The following is a 22,821-nucleotide window of genomic DNA, read 5'->3' as shown; positions in this document are numbered from 1 at the left end:
TCTGTCATTATGAGGATTGAAAAGACGTGGCAATCTCATACCGGGAGATTGCTGCAATGACAGTTTCTTGTCGAATCTAATGCCCTGACGGTTGTAAATTTACCTGTCGGGGCATTTGTAATTATGGTATAATATTAAACTAATGTAGCATCTTGTTGAATATCGGAGGTAAATTGTGGACGTTATTACAACCCATACCAACACCGATATGGACGGGCTTGCATCCATGGTGGCAGCGCAAAAGCTATATCCCGAGGCAGCTATGGTTTTGCCGGGGAAACTTGCCAGGAATGTGGAAGAATTTCTTTCTTTGCATAAAGACGCCATCATCTTTTATAGTGCCAAGCAAATCGACCTGAACAAAGTTAACCGGGTCATTCTGGTGGATACCAAAAGCCCGCGCCGGGTTGGTCCCATCGGGGAAATCGCAAAAAAGAACGGTGTCGACATACATATATACGACCACCATCCCAGGGCCGACGGTGACTTGTCTGGATCGGTGGAACTGACGGAGAATGTGGGAGCAACGGTAACCCTGCTGGTGGAAAAAATAAGGGAAGCAGGCCTGCCCATTACCCCACTGGAAGCTACTATATTTTGTCTGGGGATATACGGTGATACAGGATCACTTATGTTTACCAATACCACCACCCGGGACGCTGAGGCGGTAGCCTATCTGTTAAAGTCAGGGGCAAACCTGGCGGTGGTGTCTGAATTCTTGGGGCGCCCCATGACAGAGGAACAAAAGAGCTTGCTTAAAAACCTTCTTATTAACGCAGACAGACACCAGATTAACGGTGTCAAAGTGTTGATATCCCGTGCTAAAACGGATGAGTTCGTAGTTGGACTGGCTATGGTCACCCATACAATTTCCGAGATAGAGCGGCTGGATGTTGTTTTCGTGCTGGTTGAAATGGAAGACCGTGTTCATATAGTCGGCAGGAGCAGTATACCCCAGGCCAACGTTGGTGAAATACTAAAGCATTTCAAAGGGGGAGGCCATGCCGGGGCTGCTTCGGCAACGGTTAAAAACGGCGATCTTGATGAAGTGGCCTGGGAACTGCTTGATATTATTTATAACAATATCAGGCCGCCCCTTTGCGCGGCTGACATAATGACTTCACCGGTTAAAACAGTGGGCCCGGAAATGAGCATAGCCGAGGCGGGTCAAATTATGCTGCGTTACGGTCATACAGGCTTGCCCGTGGTCAAAGACGAAAAGCTAATCGGCGTAATATCCCGCCGTGACGTTGAAAAAGCCAATCATCACGGATTGGGGCACGCGCCGGTAAAAGGCTTTATGAGTGTAAGGGTGGTATCAGTTCCCAGCGACATGCCGGTTTCAGAGATCCAGGAGTTGATGATCAACCGTGATATCGGCAGAGTTCCTGTTGTTGAGGACGATGGCAGGCCGATCGGTATTGTTTCCCGGACGGATCTGCTGCGCACGCTGCACGGAGAGATTCAGTCCCGGCACCGGATAGTATATAAAAACGGAAACCATGTTTCCAGGCGTAACATCAGTTGGATTATGCGTCGCAACCTTTCGCCCCCGGTCTGGAGTTTCCTGAAGGAAGCGGGAAAAATTGCAGACGGCCTGGGTTATAAAGTATACGCCGCCGGCGGCATGATCAGGGACATCATGCTGGGCCAAAACAGTATCGACATCGACCTGGTGGTGGAAGGTGACGGAATAAAGCTGGCCCAAGCTATAGGCGAGGCCTTCCAGGTAAAAGTAAGGAAATACAGGCAATTTGGCACGGCGCAAGTTATTTTTTCAGATGATTTAACAATAGATATTGCAACAGCCAGGGTGGAGTTTTATGCCTATCCGGCCGCCCTGCCGCAGGTTGAAAGCTCGTCACTGCACCAGGATCTGTACCGCCGGGATTTTACCATCAATGCCATGGCGGTTTGCTTAAATGATAAAAAATTCGGCAGCATTGTTGATTTTTTTGACGGGCGTGACGACCTGGACAAGGGTTTAATCAGGATTTTGCACAACCTGAGCTTTATTGAAGACCCTATTAGGATCCTCCGCGCAGTCCGCTTCGAACAAAGATATAATTTTGAAATTGAACAGCAAACACTTAATTTTTTAAAGGAAGCGGTAAGGCAAGGGGTTTTGGCCAAGGTTTCCCCCGAAAGAATTTGGGAGGAATTAAAGCATATTCTGGTTGAAAAGGAAGCAAGCCGCATGTTGAGGCGGCTTGAAGGACTTAAAGTGTGGCTGTTTATTTTTCCGGGAGTTAATTACTGGGAGGTCGATCCGGTTTTAAGGGATTTGCCCGGCTCGATAGACCTGATAAAGAAATGGGGTTTCTGGGTGTCCAATGAAAAATGGCTGCCCTACTTCATTGCGCTGTTACACTGGTCCAGTGCCGAAGTGGCCGGGCAGATTTGCGAGCGCTATCATTTAAGCAGGCGTCAAACAGAAAAAGCTCTTGCGGCACTGCACGGCTGGCGTGAAACGGTGGCTATGATTTGGAAATCACCGGAAAACGTAAAGGTGAGCCAACTGGCCAAACAGCTTATGACCATGCCCAGAGAATCATACCCCATGCTGCTGGCTATTTTGGAAGAAGATTGGATCAAGGACCGTTTTAGACAGCTGCTGAATACCATAATGGATAGCAAGCCTTCTATAAACGGAAAATATATTAAAAGCCTGGGTTACCGCCCGGGTCCGGCTTTCAAGGAAACACTGGACGCGCTCTGGCAGGAGCGATTGGACGGAAACATAATTAATGAAGAGCAAGAAAAAGATTTTGTGCGCCAATATATGGCCCGGCTTGCTGAAGGAGATGCGAAATGTTAAATTTTCCCAGCCTGCAAGATATTTTATTACTTTTGCCGGCTATATTGATTGGCCTGACCGTGCACGAGTATGCTCACGGATTGGCGGCCGACCGGCTGGGTGATCACACGGCCAGATACCAGGGGCGTTTAACGCTAAACCCGCTGGCCCACATAGATCCGGTAGGCTTTTTAATGTTGCTGCTTTTTAAATTTGGCTGGGCCAAACCTGTTCCCGTCAATCCCTATAACCTGAGGGGCGACCCGTCCCGGGGCATGCTGCTGGTGGCTTTGGCCGGGCCGGCCTCAAACTTGCTTCTTGCTTTTCTAACGGCAATTTTATTAGGTACAGGACTAACAAAATATAATGTTTATTTTCATTACATTGCGCTTTATTCTCTTCAGATAAATGTTGTACTGGCGATTTTTAACCTGATACCGGTGCCGCCTCTGGACGGTTCGAAAATCCTGGCCGGATTGCTGCCCGGTCAAAGCCGGTTTATTTACGGTATGGAAACCTATGGTACAATTATATTGCTTTTATTAATGTTTACCGGCGTGTTTGGGAGAATCCTCTGGCCGCTGGTGAGTTTAATCATCAAAGCCTTTATGGCTGTGGCGACAATACTTTAGAATTCAGAATTCAGAATTCAGGAGTCAGAATGCCGCTATCGAGGAAATAGCAACCAATAACAAAGCAAAGGAGAAACATGATGCGTATTTTATCGGGTATTCAGCCCTCGGGCACGCTGCACCTGGGTAATTATTTTGGAATGATGCAAAGAATGATCAATTACCAGGCCAATAACGAGCTGTTTTGTTTCCTGGTCAACTACCACGCCCTTACTTCCGTTTTTGACGCCGGGATATTGCGGCAGCAGACCTTTAATGCTGCCTGTGATTTCCTTGCCCTTGGCCTTGATCCTGATAAATCAGTATTTTGGGTGCAGTCGGATGTGCCGGAAGTTACCGAGCTAACCTGGCTGCTTTCCAATGTTACAAGCATGGGGCTGCTGGAACGATGCCACTCCTATAAAGATAAAACAGCTAAAGGCATTCCGGCCAGCCACGGTTTGTTTTCCTACCCCGTGCTGATGGCAGCGGATATCCTGCTTTTCGGCGGGGAAAAGGTCCCGGTGGGCAAAGATCAAAAGCAGCACCTGGAAGTGGCCAGGGATATCGCTATCAGATTTAACAACATTTACGGGGAAACCTTTGTAATCCCGGAACCTGATATAGAAGACGACGTTGCTCTGGTTCCGGGCATTGACGGCCAGAAAATGTCCAAGTCCTATGGCAATACCATCGAAATTTTTGCTGATGAGAAGACCTTGCACAAGAAGGTTATGAGTATCAAGACCGATTCCACGCCGGTGGATGAACCAAAACCTGTGGAAAATAACCCGTTGTTTGATCTGTATGCGCTCTTTTTAGACGAAAAGGGGAGGGCGGAACTTAAAGAACGTTTTCTTACCCCCGGTTTGCGCTATGGAGATGTAAAGAAAGAGCTGTTTGGCGTGATCTGGGAATATTTTGCTCCCTATAGAAAAGAGCGGGAAAAACTGGTGGCAGATAAACAATTCGTGTTGGCCACGATGCAGAAAGGCGCCAGGAAGGCCAGGGAAGCAGCCGCTCCGTTTTTAGAAAAAGCCAGGCGCAACGTAGGGCTGGATTACTGTAACCCGGCCTAAAGAAACTTGCTGTGTTGTTATGTCTTCATCGCCCTGCTTTTGTCATTGCGAGGAGCGAAGCGACGCGGCAATCTCTTATTGAGGACGGACGATATGGGCCGAAATTATTATGCTTATATACTGGGTCTGAAAAAAACCACTGGATCAACAAACTACAGGTCTGTTTTATCAGGCCTGTTTTTTTATAGCACCCGGTTGTGGGACGTTCCTACGGCCATAAAGCCCATTTATCTTCACTGCATATTTTACCTGATACACAGGCAAAATACGGCAAGGGGTTCAGTATGTGGCTGTTGACTTTTTTGCTAATTACCGTGATTTTTCTGGTATTGACATTAATATCGCCCGTTCAGGTAAATATCAGGTACGTTTTAGATAAAGGTAATGTAGAGGCACCGGACGGTACAGTCGACCTGTCTGATCCCGGCACCGGTGTTCAAATAAAATTGCTTTGGGGCTTGATTAAATTTCACCTTCGCCTGTCTACCGCCAGTTTCGGCTACCATACCCTGAAACCGGTGTTAAAGCTGCGCGCAAAATTTACCGGACGCAAAAAAACCATGTCCGGTAAAAAAGACCGCATAACTCCCGAACTGGCTTACCAGCTATACAAGCTGGCAGTTAAAATTTACCATCTCACTTTACCGGCCAATAAATATCTCCTGGAGGGTATCACCGTGCACAGGTTTTCCTGGCGCACAGGCATAAGCCTGTTTGAAGCCGATCAAACCGGTTTGGCTGTGGGTGGTTTATGGTTTGTCAAAAGCAACCTTTCTTCTCAAATATATCGCTTGATTAAAAAACCCGCCCCTTTGCCGGAATTGGAAGTGCAGCCGCTGTTTAAAGATCAATTAGCCCTGCGGGTACGATTTAATTTTAATTTTAGCATTAAAATGGGCAGGATGGTGGCGGCGGGAGTGCTCGCTTTATGGCTATACCTTAAACAACGCCGGCCCTGACACCTGTTTATTTAACCGGGAAACATGGTCCTTGCAGGAAAACTGGTTGATAAAATTGAATAATATACCAGAAAAAATAATTAAAGTGGTGTTTATATGACAATGAATATGAAGGTTGAAGGCATTCGCAAGGGGATGTATTTGGCTACCCCCTTTTTTCTGCAAAACGGCACGCTGGCCATACCCATGGGCACTAAATTAGAAGAGAGACATATATTGTTTTTAAAAAAAATGGGTATAAAAGAAGTTGAGGTATCCATTACGCCGGTGACTGACGAGCTAAGCGTAGAATTTATCCAAAATGAGGAAACATTATATCGATTGATTAAGGAAGAATTTAGAGTTCTGGTCAAAGATTCTTTACTTAATTATTCCAATATTTTATCCAGAAAACACGTGGCGCACCAGGTGGCGGACAACCTGCTGCATGAGATTGCTGCTAAAAAATACCTGATGGATTGCCTGCTGGATATCAAATCAATTGATTCATTTACATACAGGCACTCAATTAATGTAATGGTTCTCTCTCTATTAATTGGCTCAGCCCTGGGCATCCTCGGCAGGGATTTGTATAACCTGGGAATAGGCGCTCTATTCCATGACATTGGGAAAATGAATGTGCCCAAGGATGTTTTGTTTTCTGAAGGAAAGTTATCAGACCAGGACAAGGTCAAAATTGAACATCATACCGTGCATGGTTTTGAAATCCTCATCAGGCTCCCTGATATGACCGAAGAAGCTGCCGGTATCGCCCTGATGCACCATGAAAGGATCAACGGTTCGGGATACCCGCATAATATAAAAGAAGATCAAATTCATCTTTATGCACAAATTGTTGGTATTGCCGATGTTTATGAAGCTATGACCACCGAAAGGAAGTACCGGCGCGCCCATAATCCCCTGGAAATTATGGAGTTTTTAATGGGCAATTCAGGTATCTTATTTGACGAACATGTCGTTAAGTCATTGCTGGAAAGCGTTTCTATTTTTAGAATCGGCTCGGTGGTTCAGTTGAACAATAATGAGTGCGGCGTTGTGGTGCAGGCAAATCCCAGCCTGCCGGCCAGGCCGGTGCTGAGATTGATCTTTGACCGCCATCACTTGAAGGTGAGAAAACAGATACTTATTGATCTTGCTGCTCAGGAGAACACCACACTCAGTATTACCAGGGTTTTTGGCTAGCAGCAATGATTTTTGCATGTTTTTTGAATATTTGACTATCACCCCGGCAATATTACTGTAAAAAGCTTGGGGGTAAGCCATTAATGGAACAGCATCCCATCGAAGGCTTAATGAAAACGGCCATGGAAAGTATAAAGGAAATGGTGGATGTGAATACGGTGGTGGGGGAGCCGGTTGAAACACCTGACGGTAATATTATTATCCCCTTATCAAAAGTAACCTGCGGCTTTGGCGCCGGTGGCGGGGAGTTTGAGGTTGGCGGCGGGCAGAGCGATGATAACAACGAGGGCGAAAGCCCGTTGCCGGCTTTTGGCGGCGGCAGCGGGGCCGGAATGTCGGTAAAGCCGGTTGGGTTCCTGGTGGCCGGCAAAGGCCAGGTCCGGTTGTTGCCCGTGGACGGAAATGCTTTGTATGACCGGATGCTGGAAATGGCACCGCAATTGATAAACCAGGTGCAGGGATTTTTTGAGCGGAGGTCTGCTGCTAAAAAGGAAAATAATACAGGTAAAGATCCCATAGATTATATCTAACATTTATAATTAAACAAAGTTGGGTTTGCGCAAGCAGGCCCATTTATTTTATGTATGGGTCGATGTCTGTGTCAACCCGTCGCAGGGGCGGACGACTCTGTCCGCCCGCATGATTTTTTCACAGAAACTTTTTCCGCGCACTGGAATATAATGAACAACGGGATATTTGACCTCCGAAGGAGGATGAAACGTTGAAAATAATTATAGTAGGCGGCGGCTGGGCCGGCTGCGCAGCCGCGTACGCCGCCAGAAAAGCAGGCGCGGAAGTGCTGTTGGTGGAAAAAACGGACATGCTTTTGGGCACCGGCCTGGTGGGAGGAATAATGCGCAACAATGGCCGGTATACCGCTCTGGAAGAAGCCAGGGCGATGGGCGCGGGAGATTTTATTAATGTGATTGAATCAGTAGCAAGACACCAGGCTATAGATTTTCCAGGGCACAAGCATGCCATGCTATATGATGTTACCAAAATTGAGCCGGCTGTTAGAAATTTTTTGACTGGCTGCGGGGTTAATATAAAACTGCAAACCAGGCTAACGGAAGTTTTCGCCAGGAACGGGTTTATTAACGGTATTGTCACCGCAAACAACGAGATGCTGCGCGGGGATGCATTTGTAGATGCCACGGGTTCCGCCGGCCCGGCCAAGTACTGTACCCGTTATGGCACCGGCTGCGCCATGTGCATACTCAGGTGCCCGACCTTTGGCCCCAGGGTTAGCTTGATCTCAAGGGCAGGCCTGCCGGAAATCAGAGCCGGGGAAGGATTTCCCCAGTTTGAGGCGATGAGCGGCTCGTGCAAACTAGAAAAAAACTCACTGGAGCCTGCCATTGTACAGGATTTGGAACGGAACGGCTTTGTGGTTATCCCTTTACCGCCCAGCCTGTACAAGGATGAGCTGCTGGGTGGCAAAGCATGCCAGCAGTACGCGCTTACAGAATACGCCAGAAACTTAATCATCCTGGACACCGGGCATGCCAAACTAATGACACCCTTTTTCCCGCTGGAAACATTGCGCACTCTGCCGGGGTTTGCCAACGCCCGTTACGCTGATCCTTATTCCGGCGGGCGTGGGAATTCGGTTCGGTTTATGGCTATGGCTTATTGCAATGACGCGCTGCAAGTGGAGGGCGTTAAAAATCTATTCTGCGCAGGTGAAAAGACAGGACCGCTGGTGGGGCATACTGAAGCCATAGTGACAGGTATCCTGGCCGGCCGCAATGCGGTTTTGCTGCTGTCCGGAAAGAGCCTGTTGGTTTTGCCGGAAACAACCGCCGTTGGGGATATCATAGGCTTTATGCACCGGGAGATGAAACAACCGGAAGGGCTGGCGAAAAAATATACCTTTTCGGGTTCTGTTTACTTTGACAGGATGAAACAACAAAATCTTTATACCACAGATATTAAAGAAATTCACAATAGAGTACGGAAAGCTGGCCTGTATGATATAATTAATAATAAAGTTATTTAAGCAAAAGGAAAGGAGTCCTGCCAAATTTTTATTTGGTAGGAGATATAGTTTAGATTATAAAACCGATTCCGGGTAGATCCCGGAATTTTTTTCATATTTTGGACAACCCGGTCATACTCTTGTAATAATTATGTTTCGGGGGAGCAAATAATGGTCAATTATATCTGGTTTGGAATGATTGCCATCGGCGTACTGGTGGCCGCATTTAACGGGCACATTGAGGTTGTCACCAAAGCTGCCTTGGACGGGGCGCAATTTGCGGTGCAAACATCTATTGACCTGGTGGCGATAATAACATTTTGGCTGGGAATCATGAAGCTGGCCGAGGAGGCTGGTTTAGTCAGATCTCTGGCTGGATTGGTGCAGCCACTTACTAATTTTCTCTTCCCCAGCGTGCCCAGAGAGCACCCCGCAATGGGTGCTATTATCATGAATTTAAGCGCCAATATACTGGGTTTGGGGAATGCGGCAACCCCAATGGGTTTAATTGCCATGCAGGAGCTGCAAAAATTAAATCCCGACCCCAAAACTGCGTCCGACGCCATGTGCACATTTTTAGCCTTGAACACCTCCTGTATTACTTTAATCCCCACCACCATCATCGGGATCAGGCTGATTTACGGCTCAGCCAATCCAACTGAAATCGTCGGGACTACAATATTCGCCACAGCTGCCGGTATGACCGTAGCTGTGATTGCAGACCGGATATTGCGATCCATTTACATGCAAAGGAGGTAGGGCGCATGTTCGGCATCGTTTCTGATCTTTCCCGCTGGGCCATACCTGTAGTGCTTTTGATGGTGCCTCTGATCGCTATTTTCAGAAAGGTGAATGTCTTTGAAACTTTTGTGGAAGGCGCCGAGGCCGGGTTTGAGACCGCGATTAAAACCATCCCCTATCTTGTTGCCATGCTGGTTGCCATTAGCGTATTCAGGGCTTCAGGGGCGCTGGATATTTTAGTGGAGGCTTTTTCGCCGGTTTTAAACCTGGTGGGCGTACCCGCCGAGGTGCTTCCCCATGCGGTGATGCGCCCCCTCTCAGGCGGGGCGGCGCTGGGAATTGCCACCGATATAGTTAAAACCCACGGTCCCGATAGTTTTATCGGCCGGTTGGTTTCCACCATGCAGGGTAGCTCTGATACCACTTTTTATGTTCTAACTTTGTATTTTGGTTCAGTCGGCATTTCACGCTATAGGTACTCCGTTATATCCGGCCTTGCCGCTGATTTTACAACCCTGGTCGCCTCGGTTTACGTTTGCCACAAGGTTTTTAGTTAGCCCGTCCCAAATGCACCATTTTTTCAGGCCTGTGCCGCAGACAGTTTTTTTATTTTGCCGTAAAAAGTGGTAAAATGGAAACTGGGTGATGCCATGGAGCGCCTTCAAAAATTCCTGGCCCGGACGGGTATTGCATCCCGCAGGCACAGCGAGGAAATTATTGCCCAGGGCAGGGTTCGGGTTAACGGCAAAACGGTTACCGTGCAGGGCCTGAAGATTGATCCTTTTAAAGACAGAATTGAAGTTGACGGCAAGCCCGTTGGAAGGCCCGAAAAGAAAATTTACATCGTTTTAAACAAACCGCCCGGTTACGTTACAACGGTCCAAGACCCCAGGGGTCGGAGGAAGGTGACAGACCTGCTTAAAAATGTCAGGCAGCGTGTCTATCCCGTCGGCCGCCTGGATTATGATACCGAGGGATTGCTTTTGCTTACCAATGACGGTGATCTGGCCTATGCTATGACCCATCCAAGCCATGAAATTCCCAAAACCTATCGTGCCCGTGTTCGCGGGGTCCCGGAAGACAGCAAATTAAAGGCCCTGGCCAGGGGAGTGGTATTGGACGACGGGCCGACGGCTCCGGCCAGGGTTCGGCTGCTTGGCGTAAAAGGGGAAGACGGGCTGATTGAAATAACCATCCACGAAGGCAGGAACAGGCAGGTCAGACGCATGTGCGAGCATATCGGGCATCCTGTTATTTCATTGCGCAGGGTCAGCATCGGACCTTTGACAATAGGGGGATTAAAGCCGGGCGAATACCGTACCCTTGGTTTTAAGGAAGTCAGCCGGTTAAAAAAGTTAGCTAAAGTAAGTGATTATAAAGAATAGGCAGGAAATAGCCGGTTGGGGTAGAAATAAATTGACAAAATGCGCCCCGGAGGTGTCGTGCAGCGATGGATATTAGCGATTATGACGAAGATAAGGGACTTAGGGTAAAAATCCGGCTTGACTTCAAAGGACAGGCCAAACCAGGCCGTTTTCTTTTTGGTGGAAAGCAGGTGGACAAAGCAGCTGAAGAAGCCCGGGAACATCATGTGGCTTTATTAAGAAACGTTCCGGTTCAGGGCGTGTACATTGAAGATATCGACATGAGCATAGATGTTTATACCGTTTGGGATGACCTCGCCAATGCGGAAGTTGCTTATGCGCCGGTAGTGTTGACTGTTATTGCTGAAAATATTGAAGACTTGCTAAGGTTCATAGTTCGTGAGGAATTTCGCAAAATAGATGTGCAGGAACCAGGTCGAATTGTTCTAAGCCGTAATGAATTGGAAAGGTTATTGTTTAAAATAAACGGCGAAATAAAAAATTACGTTGGGCAGCTGGAAAGAAGATATAACTTGCGTTAATAATCACTGCCCGCACGGCATATATCATCTAAAAATGAAAGGATGATGTTTCCGTGCGAAAAGATTTTTTATTCTGGGGAGCCAGGTTCGAACGCTGGTTGCTGCGGGCGATTGTTCTGTGTGCGGTAATGTTGGTTGCGGTTCAGTGGTTTGCCAATGACCCGGTTTTACAGGCCGTAAGCAGGGCCGGCATTGACATTAATGAACCCAATGAACCAAATGAGACAGCACAAAGGACATCTGCCGACCTAGAGCATCTGGTTACCTTTCAATTATTGGATTATTCCACTTTACCTATGGCAGCTGTGCTTGTAAACGGTCAGAAGGTGGCCGCTTTCCAGGAGCGCTTTGTTACCATACCGGTAGCGAACGGTGATGTTTTGGCCATTGATGCAAAGTTTTACCAGCGGCCGGTATCCTTTAAAGTTTTTGATACTTATGGTGGAGTCAAATGGCCCGGGGTCGATGACACCTTCAAGGTGGAAGGAACAATTAAACAGCTTGGCACTGTAATTATAAAAGATACGGGCAAAGATTAATTTAATAAAATTATGATGTGCGGGGGTGGGTAAAATGTCCGCCGTTGGTAGCAGGGATGTGGCCAGGGCAGCAATAAGAATGGCCTTAACAGAGAGCAGGGATCAGGAAAAAGAAATGAAAGCACGATTTATGAAAATGGCTATTAAAACCGCTGCTGTTGACCACGGCGGTGACTTTATCGCTTCGGTCAATAAAATTACGGAACGGGCCGTGGTGGCAGCCAAACGGGAAGGCGTCATCAGAGAGGTCCATGCGGACGAGGGGGCTGTTGCCGGCGCTACCAGAGAAGCTCTTAGCCAGATTATGCCGAAGGCGCTGGGTCTCAATGTAGGGGGAAAAATCGGGATTGCCAGGTACCAGGACCATATCAGTGTAGCCGTGTTTTTTGGGGTTGGCCTATTACACTTGGATGAAGTTGCGATAGGACTGGGGCACCGGGCGGTTTCATCTTAACGGAGGAAATCTATGCGTGGTATCAGAGGGGCGATATCGGTTGAAAATAATACGCAGGAAGCCATAGGTGCGGCCACAAAAAGGCTCCTGCGGGCAGTGATGGATGAAAACCGGCTTAAAACTGAAGATATAATCAGTGTAACCTTTACCCTCACCAAAGATCTGAATGCGGCGTTTCCTGCGGCCTGCGCCAGGGAAATGCCGGGGTGGAATTATATACCTATGCTTTGCGCTGTGGAAGTTGATGTTCCCGGCAGCCTGAACAGGGTTTTGCGGGTGCTGGTGCTTGCCGATATCAAAGCCGGGCAGCGTGAAGTTAAACACATTTATCTGGATAAAGCCGAAAAATTAAGGCCGGACCTGAAAGATTAATCAAGGAGTCAGGAGTCAGAAGACAGGAGTCGGAATGAGAGAACGGTTTATTGTCTTGACGTATTCTGAATTCCGGCTACTGAATTTTGAATGCCTGAATAGTAACTATACATCCAGGGGGAGCAGCAATTGACTGATTACAGGCTTGCCAGCAGGGATAATCAACCTGAACAAACCGTTATTAAGTTCAAAAACTGCTTAATTGGTGGAAATAATCTATTTATTATAGCCGGGCCGTGCGCGGTTGAAGAAGAAAAAATGACCTATGAGCTGGCCAGCTCGCTCAAGGATATGGGTGTGGATATGCTGCGGGGCGGCGTAAGGTCGGGAGAAGGTCCCCAATAAGATATTGCGCGCACAGGTAAAGAGTGTTAATATTAACTTGTAGAATGGTTAGTTAATAGTATGGTTGGTTGGTAGAACGGTTGCTGGTGCTAATCCATTTCGCACCGGCAAAAAGGTAAAGGGACATATCTCCTCTTTAGGGAGTATAGGAAAGAGGACACACCTCTTCTTTGGGGTCGGAGGAATGTTCCCCATGAAAGTTGGAGTTAAAAGAATGTCCCCGGTGTAGTTTCATAGTATGGTAGAACGGTAGGGGGCGATACATATGTTTACATAATCACTCCCGGGGGGAGTTTTTTGCTTTTTAGAGTAACAAAGGCTTATACAAGTGATGATTAGGAAAAAATAAGGTCATTAAATGCAGCCGACAGCACCGGAGCGCCAGACACAAGTAACGTTAAAATATTTCAGTATAGACCTAGTGGCGTAATAGCAGCTTTTGTTAAGTAAGTCGAAAATCAAAGGTCGAAGGTCACTCAGTAAACATGTTTGCTTTGGAAAATTTGTGAAGATAGGTAATCGTAGGGGCGGACGAACCTGTCCGCCCCTACTTGAAGGAATTTTGAATGGTTACAGTAAAATTAAAATAAATATGGGTATATTTTAAGATAGACAATGGAGGTAATTATAAATGATTGTGGTAATGAATCATAATGCTGATAAAGCTGATATAGATCGCATTCTACAAAAATTAACAGACGCTGGTTTTCAGATTCACCTGTCCCGGGGGGTTGAAAAGACTATCATCGGGGCTATCGGAGATAAAACCAGGCTGGGTGACCTTTCTTTGGAGGCGATGCCCGGTGTGGAAAAAGTCGTTCCCATCCTGCAGCCTTACAAGCTGGCCAGCAGGGCATATATGAACTCTTCCACTGTGGTTAAAGTGGGCGACCTGGAAATTGGTGGCGACAGCATCCAGGTTATGGCCGGCCCGTGTGCGGTGGAGAGCAGGGACCAGCTGCTAAAATCGGCGATGCTGGTTCGGGAGGCCGGTGCCACCATGCTGAGGGGCGGCGCTTACAAGCCGCGCACGTCGCCCTACTCATTCCAGGGTCTGGAGGAAAAGGGATTGGAACTGCTGGCCGAGGCGCGGGAACTTACCGGTTTGCGTATTGTTACCGAAGTGATGGATGCCAGCACCATTGAACTGGTAGCCAAATACGCAGATGTACTACAAATCGGCACCCGCAATATGCAAAACTTTTTCCTGCTGCGTCAAGTGGCCCGCACCGGAAAGCCGGTATTATTGAAAAGGGGCTCTTCATCAACCATCGAAGAATGGCTGTTGGCGGCAGAATATATTTTAGCCGAGGGCAATCGCAACGTCATTTTGTGTGAGCGGGGAGTGCGCACCTTTGAAAATTACACCCGCAATACCCTTGACTTAACAGCGGTGCCGGTGGTTAAATATTTAAGCCACCTCCCGGTAATTGTTGACCCGAGCCACGCCATAGGCAAATGGCGATTTGTTGAGCCCATGGCCCGGGCGGCAATTGCGGCAGGGGCGGACGGGCTGCTGATAGAGGTGCATCCCAATCCCGCCGAGGCTCTCTGCGACGGGCCGCAGTCCCTTACTCCGGAAAACTTTAAGGCCCTTATGCAAAACATTGGTGCCATAGCTGAAGTTACCGGCCGTAATATGGGCAGAATACAATGATCAACCGCTGTGCCATTATCGGAGTAGGGCTGATGGGGGGCTCAATGGCCCTGGCCATCAATGAACGAAAACTGGCTCAAACAATAGTCGGCTGTGATATCAACCAGGATAATATCAAAATGGCCCTTGCCGCCGGTGCCATCCATGAGTCCGCCAGGCCGGAAACCGCAGTCCGCAATGCCGGTTTGGTCATTCTGGCGACACCGGTTGGAACAACCACAGCGATACTCCGTGAAATAAAAGATTGCCTTAACCCGGGTACCGTGGTTACCGATCTGGGCAGCACCAAACAAGCTGTGGTAGAACAGGCTGAAGAAATTATCCCGGGTGGCTGGTTTGTAGGCGGGCATCCGATGGCCGGCGCCGAAACCTCAGGTTTCAACGGGGCTGATCCGTATTTATTTGAGAATGCCTACTATCTGCTTACGCCGACTCACGCTACAAACCCTGCCGCCCTAAATATCGTCCGCAAACTGGCCGGCGCGATCGGGGCACTGGTGGTGGAAATGTCCCCGTCCCGGCACGACTTGATCGCGGCAACGATCAGCCATTTGCCGCACCTTGTCGCCGCCGCTTTGGTGGATGCCGTGGCGGTGATGCCGGACGGCGAAAGCGCGCTGGCTTTTGCGGCCGGCGGCTTTCGTGATACCACCAGAATCGCCGCGGGCAGTCCGGAAATGTGGAGAGATATATTTTTATCCAATCACATAAGGATTTTGGATGCACTTGGTTTTTACCGCCGGGCCATTGATGAAATGGAGCTGGCGATAAAAAACCGGGATGGCAGAAGAATATACGAATTATTATCCCATGCCGGCAACTTAAGAAAAGGATTGCCGGTCAAATCCAAGGGGTACCTGCCAAACATTTATGAGGTGGTGGTTACCGTACCGGACAGGCCGGGTATCATCGCCATGCTTGCCGGCCTGCTGGGGGACGCCGGGGTCAATATTTGTGAAATTGAAATATTAAGGGCCCGGGAAGGTTACGGAGGGACCATCAGGATTGGTTTCGCCACACCGGAAGAACAGCAGCGGGCGATAGAATTGCTGCAGGAAAAAAATATCAGGTGCCGCCGGAAAGGGTAGGGAAATGAATGAATGTAAATATTACTCCGGCTAAAAGTCTACGGGGTGTCGTTAATGTGCCGGGTGACAAATCAGTTTCACACCGTTCGGTAATGATTGGCGCCCTGGCCTGCGGAGAAACTGAAGTGAAAAATTTTTTAATGGGGGAAGACTGTTTATCAACCATACGGATCATCCGGGCACTGGGCGTGGACGTACAGGTTGAGAACAGCCGGGTGGTTATACGCAGTGACGGGCTGGAAACGCTCAGGGAGCCCGGGGATGTGCTGGATGCAGGAAATTCAGGCACTACTATGCGGCTAATGTCCGGGATTCTGGCCGGCAGCCCGTTTTATTCAGTAATTACCGGTGACGATTCGCTGCGAAGCCGCCCCATGGGGCGGGTAATCAGGCCCCTGGTTGCAATGGGGGCTGAGATAATGGCCAGAAATAATAATTTACTGGCCCCCATATCAATTAAGGGCGGAAATTTGAAATCAATAAACTACGAGTCGCCGGTGGCCAGCGCCCAGGTAAAGTCGGCCGTTCTTTTAGCAGGGTTGTTTGCGCCGGGCTGCACTACGGTTACGGAGCCAACCAAGTCTCGTGACCACACGGAAAGGATGCTCAGGCATTTCGGGGCCAGGGTGGAAGTTGACGGCACGAAGATAACAGTATGGGGTAAACCCTGCCTGACAGGAAAAAAAATAACGGTACCCGGCGATATATCCTCAGCCATGTTTTTAATAGTAGCTGGTTTAATCGTCAAGGGTTCGGAAATTGTGTTACCCAATGTGGGCATCAACCCCACGCGTACAGGTGCGTTGCAGGTATTAAAGGCAATGGGCGGCGATATTACGATTAATAACCCGCGGGAAGTAAACGGCGAGCCCATCGGGGATATCACAGTGCGCAGCAGTAAATTAAAAGGCACTGAAATTGGCGGGGCAATTATTCCTTACCTTATTGATGAGATACCGGTTCTGGCCGTTGCCGCAGCACTTGCGGAAGGGAAAACAGTTATTTCGGATGCGGGCGAACTGCGCCACAAAGAATCGGATCGAATTGCCACAGTAGTGAAATTGCTCAGGAACTTTGGTGCAGGTGTTGAAGAATTTACCGACGGTTTGGTTGTGCACGGGGTTAAAAAAATACGCGGGGCGGTCTGTGAAACCTTTGGGGATCACCGGCTCGCCATGTCCGCAGCAGTGGCCGGGCTGGCGGCTGATGGGGAAACTGTTGTCATGGGGGCGGAATGCGTCCATATTTCTTATCCCGGTTTTTTTGACACATTAAAAAAGATTGCCGTGCAATAATAACCTGAAAGGCGCAAGCCTTTTCAGGTTATTTTTTTAAAAATAAAGGATATTCACCTTATGTGTCGAATATATTTCCCAGTATTCTATTGGTATTCATTACTATTCAGGTATTCAGAATTCATCAATGCTCCGACCCGGTTGTTTCATTCTGACTCCTGAATAATTACTGGTATTGATTGCTTTTGGAGAGAACTTTATGAACAGCTCCGTTTGTATTGCTATTGACGGCCCGGCAGGTGCGGGCAAAAGCACTGTGGCGAAAATGCTGGCCAGTAAACTGGGCTACGTTTATATAGATACCGGCGCCATGTACAGGGCTGTAACTTATCAGGCCCTAACGGATAAAATAAACATGGATGACACTGTGGCGATTACCCAAGTCGCAGAAGCCATTGACCTTTCGTTAAAGGTAGACGCCGGGGGAAACACCAGAATCTTTATCAATGATAAAGATGTGACGCAAGAAATACGGCGTCCGGAAGTTTCGAAAAATGTTTCACTGGTTTCACGTATTCCAGGTGTCAGAATTATATTGACCAGGCTGCAAAGGGAGCTGGCCGCGCAAGGCGGTGTGGTGATGGAAGGCAGGGACATAGGAACCCAGGTCCTGCCTGATGCGGAAAAGAAATTTTTCTTAACCGCCTCAGTGGAGGAAAGGGCGCGCCGCCGTTGCCTGGAATTGCAGCAAAACGGTTATCCGGTAGAATATGATCAGGTTATACGTGACATTATTTTGCGCGATGAAATCGATTCCAATAGAGCTTTGGCGCCCCTGAAACCTGCTCCCGACGCAGTCATAGTCGACTGTTCCGGGCTGACGGCGAAACAGGTGGTTAATATGCTACTGTCAATGGTTTCAGGAGGCTAATATTAGTGTTTTACAGGTTTGCAAAATTTGTCTGCAGGGCAGCACTGCTGCTGCTCCGCAGGTGGAAAGTTTTCGGAAACGGGCAACTGCCCCCCGGTCAGGGCATGATCGTTGTTGCAAATCATGTCAGTTACTGGGATCCTATTGTTGTGGGCTGTGCTCTTAATAGAAGAATATACTTTATGGCTAAGGCAGAATTATTCGATATTCCCGTGCTCGGTACTCTAATTGCCAAACTTGGCGCCTTTCCAGTGCAAAGAGACGGTGCCGACCGTTCATCAATCAGGCGGGCGTTGGAATTGTTGGATGCCGGTAAAGTAGTAGGGATTTTCCCGGAAGGCACCCGAAGTAAAACCGGTGAATTATTAAACCCCCACATGGGCGCTGCCATGTTAGCCATAAAGGGGGGGGTGCCATTATTGCCGGTGGCGGTCAGCGGCACCAGGGGTTTTTGGGGAAAGGTCCGGGTCAATATCGGACAACCAATAAACACTTCCGCATCTAACCGTCGTAAGGTTTCAAGAACAGAATTAGTTGATTTAAGCCAGGATGTAATGGTGGAAATTAAACGTCTACTGGCTGTTATCGAAAAGTAGCGGTGAAAGTAATGGAATTAAAAGTTGCATCCTCGGCAGGTTTCTGCTTTGGAGTCAAAAGGGCAGTGGAGATAGCCAGGAAAACACGCCATAACAGGGATGGACCGGTCTACACACTGGGCCCGCTGATCCACAATGATAGAGTTACGCGTGAGCTGGCCAGGGAAGGTATCACCACCGTCAATGAGCTTAGTGAAATAAACGAGCCTGGAACAGTAATCATCAGGTCGCATGGAGTGGCTCCGGAAATAATAACCGAAGCGGAGCGAAAGGGACTGGCGGTTGTAGATGCAACCTGCCCTTTTGTGCGAAAAGTGCAACAAACTGCCTGGGAACTGGCTGGTAAGAACATACCCGTGATTATCGTCGGTGACCCGGAACATCCGGAAGTAAAGGGTATCGTCGGATGGACCGGAAACCGGGGGATTGTTGTCAGGGATGCCGGCCAGGCAGCAAAGCTGGATAAATATGAAGAGGTGGGCGTAGTGGCCCAGACCACCCAGCGCCAGGACAACCTGGAGGAGGTGGTCAAAGCCTTGGAGGATACCGGATGCAGGGTGCAGGTGTTTAACACAATTTGCCTGGCCACATCGGAAAGGCAAAAAGAAGCTTTGGAGTTGTCAAAAAGCGTTGACGTAATGCTGGTTATTGGAGGAAGGAACAGCGCTAATACGGCCAAGCTGACCCAAATTTGCAATTCCGCCAAAGTTCCGGTATATCAAGTTGAATCAGCCGGTGAAATAAAATTTGACTGGCTGAAAGGTTTACAAAAGATAGGGATTACGGCGGGCGCATCAACACCCGGCTGGATTATAGAGGAGGTTTGTTGTCGAATGATGGATTTTGAAGAAAAGAACACTAATGAAGGAACAGCAGCTGAGGAGCAGGTCGAAGAGGCAAACTCCACTGCAACCGAACAGCAAAAGGAAGAGCAGCAGAATATGGAAGACGCCATGGATGTAAAAAACCTCAGGCACGGCGAAATTGTAAAAGGCGTCGTGGTTCAGGTTAACCAGGATGAGGTTTTAGTTGACGTTGGGGCTAAATCCGAAGGTGTTATTCCCATTAGAGAACTTTCCTGTTATAATGTGCAATCCCCCACTGAGGTGGTCAATGTGGGCGATGAAATAGATGTTTATGTTTTAAAATCAGAAGACAGCGAAGGTAAAGTGGTACTTTCAAAGGAAAAAGCCGATGCAGAAAAGGCATGGTCCAGTCTTGAAGATAAGATGGAGCAAGGAGACCTGGTTAAGGGCGTTGTGCGCGAGGTAGTCAAGGGCGGACTGTTGGTCGACCTTGGCGTAAGGGCTTTCTTGCCGGCCTCACTGGTGGAATTGGGCTACGTTGAGGACCTCAGCAAATATCTCAATAATGAAATTGAAGCCCGGATTATTGAACTAAATCGCCCCCGGAGAAAAGTTATTTTGTCCCGCAAGGCGGTATTGGAAGAGGAGTATGCACGCAAGCGTGAAGAGCTGCTTGAAAATCTTGCTGAAGGCCGGGTGGTTAACGGTGTGGTAAGAAGGCTCACCAACTTTGGCGCTTTTGTTGATATCGGTGGGGTTGACGGCTTGCTGCATATTTCGGAGATGGCCTGGTATCGTATTAATCATCCCTCTGAAGTAGTTCAGGTTGGTGACGAGCTGGAAGTAAAGGTACTCAGGGTAGACCGCGAAAACGAAAAGATTTCGCTGGGTCTAAAACAAGTGCTGCCCAACCCCTGGGATAATGTTGAGCAGAAATATCCCGAAGGCGCCATTGTAGACGCCAAGGTTGTTCGCCTGGCTCCGTTTGGCGCGTTTGTGCAGCTTGAGCCAGGTGTGGAAGGACTTGTCCATATTTCCCATTTAGCTGACCGTCACGTGGAAACTCCTGATGAAGTCGTTAAGGAAGGCGAAGAAATAAAGGTCAAAGTACTTAGTGTGGATAAGGATGAGAAAAGAATCCGGTTATCCATCAGGGAAGTTGACCGGGAAAAGCATAAGAGCAAACCCAGGGAACAGGCTCCCAAGAAACAGCAAGAGAGCCCGGCGCCGGTTGTTAGTGACGGTGGAACGGTAACCATTGGCGAAATGGTTGGCGACATCTTCGATGAAAATAAGTAAATAAATGTAGGGGCGGACGACCATGTCCGCCCGCACTGTTTAAATTAAAAGAAAACAAAGAGGCTGATAAAGCCTCTTTTTTATTACATATTTAAACCGCTATGGGGAAGCATATTCATAATTATTCTTATAAGGAGGACACAGTATGACGGGCTTACCCATTGGCATCATTATTCTAATCGTGGTATCCGTTTTAATCTTTTTGGGCTTGGCGCAGCGTGTTCTCGACCGGATGCGCTTGTCGGATAAATCTGCCCTCGCAATTATAGTGCTTTTAATCGTAGGGAGTTTTATCAATATCCCACTGTCAACCGGGCGTTATGACGTTTCGATTAATGTAGGCGGCGGCATTGTGCCCATAGGAGTTGCAGTTTACCTGTTGACAAAGGCTGGAACCACCAAGGAGTGGGCCAGAGCGCTAATCTCAGCTGTAATAACCGGCGCGGTTATCTTTGGGGCCGGCTACCTGGGGCGCGGTGACGTGGAGCCGGGCGGAAGATTTTTCGGTTACCTTGATTCCCTTTGGGTATATCCCATTATTGGCGGCCTGATTGCTTATATTACCGGGAGGTCCCGACGGTCAGCTTTTATTGCTGCAACGTTGGGGCTGGTGCTGGTGGATATTGCTTACCTGATCTGGTATGTTGCAACAGGGGCTCCGGCCGGTACCGTGGCAATCGGCGGTGCGGGCGCTTTCGACGGTATAGTAATAGCAGGAATATTTGCCGTTTTACTGGCGGAAATTATTGGTGAAACCCGCGAAAGGATGCAAGGGGGACCGGCTTCAAAAGGACGCCCCAAGGAATTGATGGAAGGTTTGCGCAAACCCGTGCCGGCTGATTCCGGTGCCGGTGCCGGCGCACATGAAAATAATGAAATTGGGGAGGAGGACCGGCAGTGAATAAAAATCGCATTAGAATTGCGTTGGGGGCAGGATTACTGGCGGTGGGGATTTCTCTGCTGGCTTATTATACCCTGACGCGCTCCATACACCCGGCCTGGTCGCCGAGCGGGCTTTGGAACAGTGTAATGGAATCCGAGCATGAAGACGGAAAAGTTTATAAAATAATGGACCGGGATAACCAACTTTTAAGCATGATGTCCCGTCAAGTGGTTGCAGGTGATGAATTGATTGCCAGCAGCGGCAGGCGTTATAAAATTAAAGAGGTGCAAGATTATCATGCCAGGGCTGAATTTACCGGCTTGGACCGGGAACTGCTTGCTTATCAAGACCAATTTGAGCATATGGCCGTGCCTGTTGCAGGGCAGGCTGATTGGAAAAACAAGCCTATTGCTATTTACCACACTCATAGCGCTGAATCATATGTCCCTACGGATGGAACAGAGAGCAAGCCTTACCATGGCGGCATTTTTGAAGTGGGAGACGCTTTAACCGCTGAATTGCAAAAGCGGGGGGCTAAGGTAATCCATAGCAAGACGCCCCATGAACCACGCGATAAAAATGCTTATTACCGTTCCAGGCGCACCGCTTCAGAGCTGATGAAAAATAACCCGGTTGCTATTATCGATGTCCACCGGGACGGAATTCCGGACCCGGATTATTACAAAAAAAAGATAGCAGGCGAAGGTGTTACACAAATACGTTTGGTAGTTGGCCGGCAAAACCCTAAAATGCAGTCAAACATGGAATTTGCAAAAAAGATGATGGCTTACGCCAATAAAGTCCACCCGGGGATAGTAAAAGAAATATTTATCGCACATGGTAATTACAATCAGGATCTGATGTCTTCAGCAACGCTGATAGAGGTTGGCACGCATACCAACTCCCGTATTGCGGCTCAAAAGGGTGCGGCTTTATTTGCCGATGCATTGCCTGGTCTTCTAGGTATCGGGGGAACCGTTGGAAGGCCCCCTTCCACAACGGGCAACTACGGGCCTGCTGCGAAATCACCGGCCGGGTGGAAGACCCTGACCTGGATTATCGGTATAACTGCAATTGGTGGCGCTGCTTTTTTGCTGGTAAATTCCGGAAGTTGGAAAAATGTCAAAAAACGTTTAGGCGGATACTGGGGTAAGGAATTCGCGGGTTTTATGGGCCCGTTAAAGAAAAAAATCCCTACTTCCAAGGGAGATGTTGAAACAGACTATAGTGAAGAAGCAAACAACGCCGCCCGGGAGAATAGGGAAAAAGTTAAAAACGATTAGTTTTTGCTGTAACAGCTAATTTATAAGAAGAACCAAAGGGCGTATCAATTTCCTTTAAAAGAGTGATACGCCTAATTTAT

Annotated in this window: 23 protein-coding genes; all 23 read left to right on the top strand. The window is 48.4% G+C overall.

What is annotated here, in order from left to right:
• Window positions 1–175 precede the first annotated feature (175 nt).
• Window positions 176–2,818, top strand: a complete 2,643-nt coding sequence (locus tag H569_RS0100890; RefSeq protein ID WP_027363409.1) for a CBS domain-containing protein — start codon at window positions 176–178, stop codon at window positions 2,816–2,818.
• A complete protein-coding gene (locus H569_RS0100885; protein WP_027363408.1) occupies window positions 2,812–3,429 on the top strand; it encodes a site-2 protease family protein in 618 nt (205 codons plus the stop codon). Before H569_RS0100890 ends, H569_RS0100885 begins: the two co-directional genes overlap by 7 nt.
• A gap of 80 nt (window positions 3,430–3,509) precedes the next feature.
• Window positions 3,510–4,487, top strand: a complete 978-nt coding sequence (trpS, locus tag H569_RS0100880) for a tryptophan--tRNA ligase (RefSeq protein ID WP_027363407.1) — start codon at window positions 3,510–3,512, stop codon at window positions 4,485–4,487.
• Window positions 4,488–4,771: 284 nt separating this feature from the next.
• Window positions 4,772–5,446, top strand: coding sequence for a hypothetical protein (locus H569_RS0100870; protein WP_027363405.1), 675 nt, complete (start codon window positions 4,772–4,774; stop codon window positions 5,444–5,446).
• Between the two features lie 102 nt (window positions 5,447–5,548).
• A complete protein-coding gene (locus H569_RS0100865) occupies window positions 5,549–6,628 on the top strand; it encodes an HD-GYP domain-containing protein (RefSeq protein ID WP_169726435.1) in 1,080 nt (359 codons plus the stop codon).
• An 83-nt stretch (window positions 6,629–6,711) separates the two neighbouring features.
• On the top strand, window positions 6,712–7,158 hold the full coding sequence (gene ytfJ, locus H569_RS0100860; RefSeq protein WP_027363403.1) for a GerW family sporulation protein: 447 nt from the start codon (window positions 6,712–6,714) through the stop codon (window positions 7,156–7,158).
• Between the two features lie 191 nt (window positions 7,159–7,349).
• Complete coding sequence (locus H569_RS0100855) at window positions 7,350–8,627, top strand: FAD-dependent oxidoreductase (protein ID WP_027363402.1); 1,278 nt, start codon at window positions 7,350–7,352, stop codon at window positions 8,625–8,627.
• 150 nt (window positions 8,628–8,777) lie between these two features.
• Window positions 8,778–9,365 (top strand): nucleoside recognition domain-containing protein, encoded by a 588-nt coding sequence (locus tag H569_RS0100850; protein WP_027363401.1) that lies wholly within the window; start codon window positions 8,778–8,780, stop codon window positions 9,363–9,365.
• Between the two features lie 5 nt (window positions 9,366–9,370).
• A complete protein-coding gene (locus H569_RS0100845; RefSeq protein ID WP_027363400.1) occupies window positions 9,371–9,904 on the top strand; it encodes a spore maturation protein in 534 nt (177 codons plus the stop codon).
• A gap of 93 nt (window positions 9,905–9,997) precedes the next feature.
• The gene (locus tag H569_RS0100840; RefSeq protein WP_027363399.1) at window positions 9,998–10,732 is read left to right on the top strand and encodes a pseudouridine synthase; all 735 of its coding nucleotides are present in this window, start codon (window positions 9,998–10,000) and stop codon (window positions 10,730–10,732) included.
• A 65-nt stretch (window positions 10,733–10,797) separates the two neighbouring features.
• A complete protein-coding gene (locus H569_RS0100835; RefSeq protein WP_027363398.1) occupies window positions 10,798–11,253 on the top strand; it encodes a hypothetical protein in 456 nt (151 codons plus the stop codon).
• Window positions 11,254–11,306: 53 nt separating this feature from the next.
• Window positions 11,307–11,792, top strand: a complete 486-nt coding sequence (locus H569_RS21115) for a hypothetical protein (RefSeq protein ID WP_027363397.1) — start codon at window positions 11,307–11,309, stop codon at window positions 11,790–11,792.
• A gap of 34 nt (window positions 11,793–11,826) precedes the next feature.
• Window positions 11,827–12,246 carry a HutP family protein gene (locus tag H569_RS0100825; protein WP_027363396.1) on the top strand — a complete coding sequence of 140 codons (420 nt, stop codon included), beginning with the start codon at window positions 11,827–11,829 and terminating at the stop codon, window positions 12,244–12,246.
• Window positions 12,247–12,258: 12 nt separating this feature from the next.
• Window positions 12,259–12,618: a chorismate mutase gene (gene aroH, locus H569_RS0100820; protein WP_027363395.1), complete on the top strand. Its 360-nt coding sequence runs from the start codon at window positions 12,259–12,261 to the stop codon at window positions 12,616–12,618.
• Between the two features lie 129 nt (window positions 12,619–12,747).
• Window positions 12,748–12,963 carry a hypothetical protein gene (locus H569_RS0100815; RefSeq protein ID WP_027363394.1) on the top strand — a complete coding sequence of 72 codons (216 nt, stop codon included), beginning with the start codon at window positions 12,748–12,750 and terminating at the stop codon, window positions 12,961–12,963.
• 631 nt (window positions 12,964–13,594) lie between these two features.
• A complete protein-coding gene (gene aroF / locus H569_RS0100810) occupies window positions 13,595–14,620 on the top strand; it encodes a 3-deoxy-7-phosphoheptulonate synthase (RefSeq protein ID WP_027363393.1) in 1,026 nt (341 codons plus the stop codon).
• Window positions 14,617–15,708 (top strand): prephenate dehydrogenase, encoded by a 1,092-nt coding sequence (locus H569_RS0100805; RefSeq protein ID WP_027363392.1) that lies wholly within the window; start codon window positions 14,617–14,619, stop codon window positions 15,706–15,708. Before aroF ends, H569_RS0100805 begins: the two co-directional genes overlap by 4 nt.
• 8 nt (window positions 15,709–15,716) lie before the next feature.
• A complete protein-coding gene (gene aroA / locus H569_RS0100800) occupies window positions 15,717–17,003 on the top strand; it encodes a 3-phosphoshikimate 1-carboxyvinyltransferase (RefSeq protein ID WP_027363391.1) in 1,287 nt (428 codons plus the stop codon).
• A 199-nt stretch (window positions 17,004–17,202) separates the two neighbouring features.
• Window positions 17,203–17,874: a (d)CMP kinase gene (gene cmk / locus H569_RS0100795; protein ID WP_027363390.1), complete on the top strand. Its 672-nt coding sequence runs from the start codon at window positions 17,203–17,205 to the stop codon at window positions 17,872–17,874.
• A 5-nt stretch (window positions 17,875–17,879) separates the two neighbouring features.
• Complete coding sequence (locus H569_RS0100790) at window positions 17,880–18,470, top strand: lysophospholipid acyltransferase family protein (RefSeq protein WP_027363389.1); 591 nt, start codon at window positions 17,880–17,882, stop codon at window positions 18,468–18,470.
• A gap of 11 nt (window positions 18,471–18,481) precedes the next feature.
• Window positions 18,482–20,575: a bifunctional 4-hydroxy-3-methylbut-2-enyl diphosphate reductase/30S ribosomal protein S1 gene (locus H569_RS0100785; protein WP_027363388.1), complete on the top strand. Its 2,094-nt coding sequence runs from the start codon at window positions 18,482–18,484 to the stop codon at window positions 20,573–20,575.
• Window positions 20,576–20,720: 145 nt separating this feature from the next.
• Window positions 20,721–21,476: a DUF1614 domain-containing protein gene (locus tag H569_RS18845; RefSeq protein WP_051273092.1), complete on the top strand. Its 756-nt coding sequence runs from the start codon at window positions 20,721–20,723 to the stop codon at window positions 21,474–21,476.
• A complete protein-coding gene (gene spoIIP / locus H569_RS0100775) occupies window positions 21,473–22,741 on the top strand; it encodes a stage II sporulation protein P (RefSeq protein ID WP_027363387.1) in 1,269 nt (422 codons plus the stop codon). Before H569_RS18845 ends, spoIIP begins: the two co-directional genes overlap by 4 nt.
• Window positions 22,742–22,821: the final 80 nt, after the last annotated feature.

It is taken from the genome of Desulfotruncus alcoholivorax DSM 16058 (genome assembly GCF_000430885.1).
GTDB lineage: Bacteria > Bacillota > Desulfotomaculia > Desulfotomaculales > Desulfallaceae > Desulfotruncus > Desulfotruncus alcoholivorax.
This window is presented reverse-complemented; position numbering and strand designations above follow the sequence as displayed.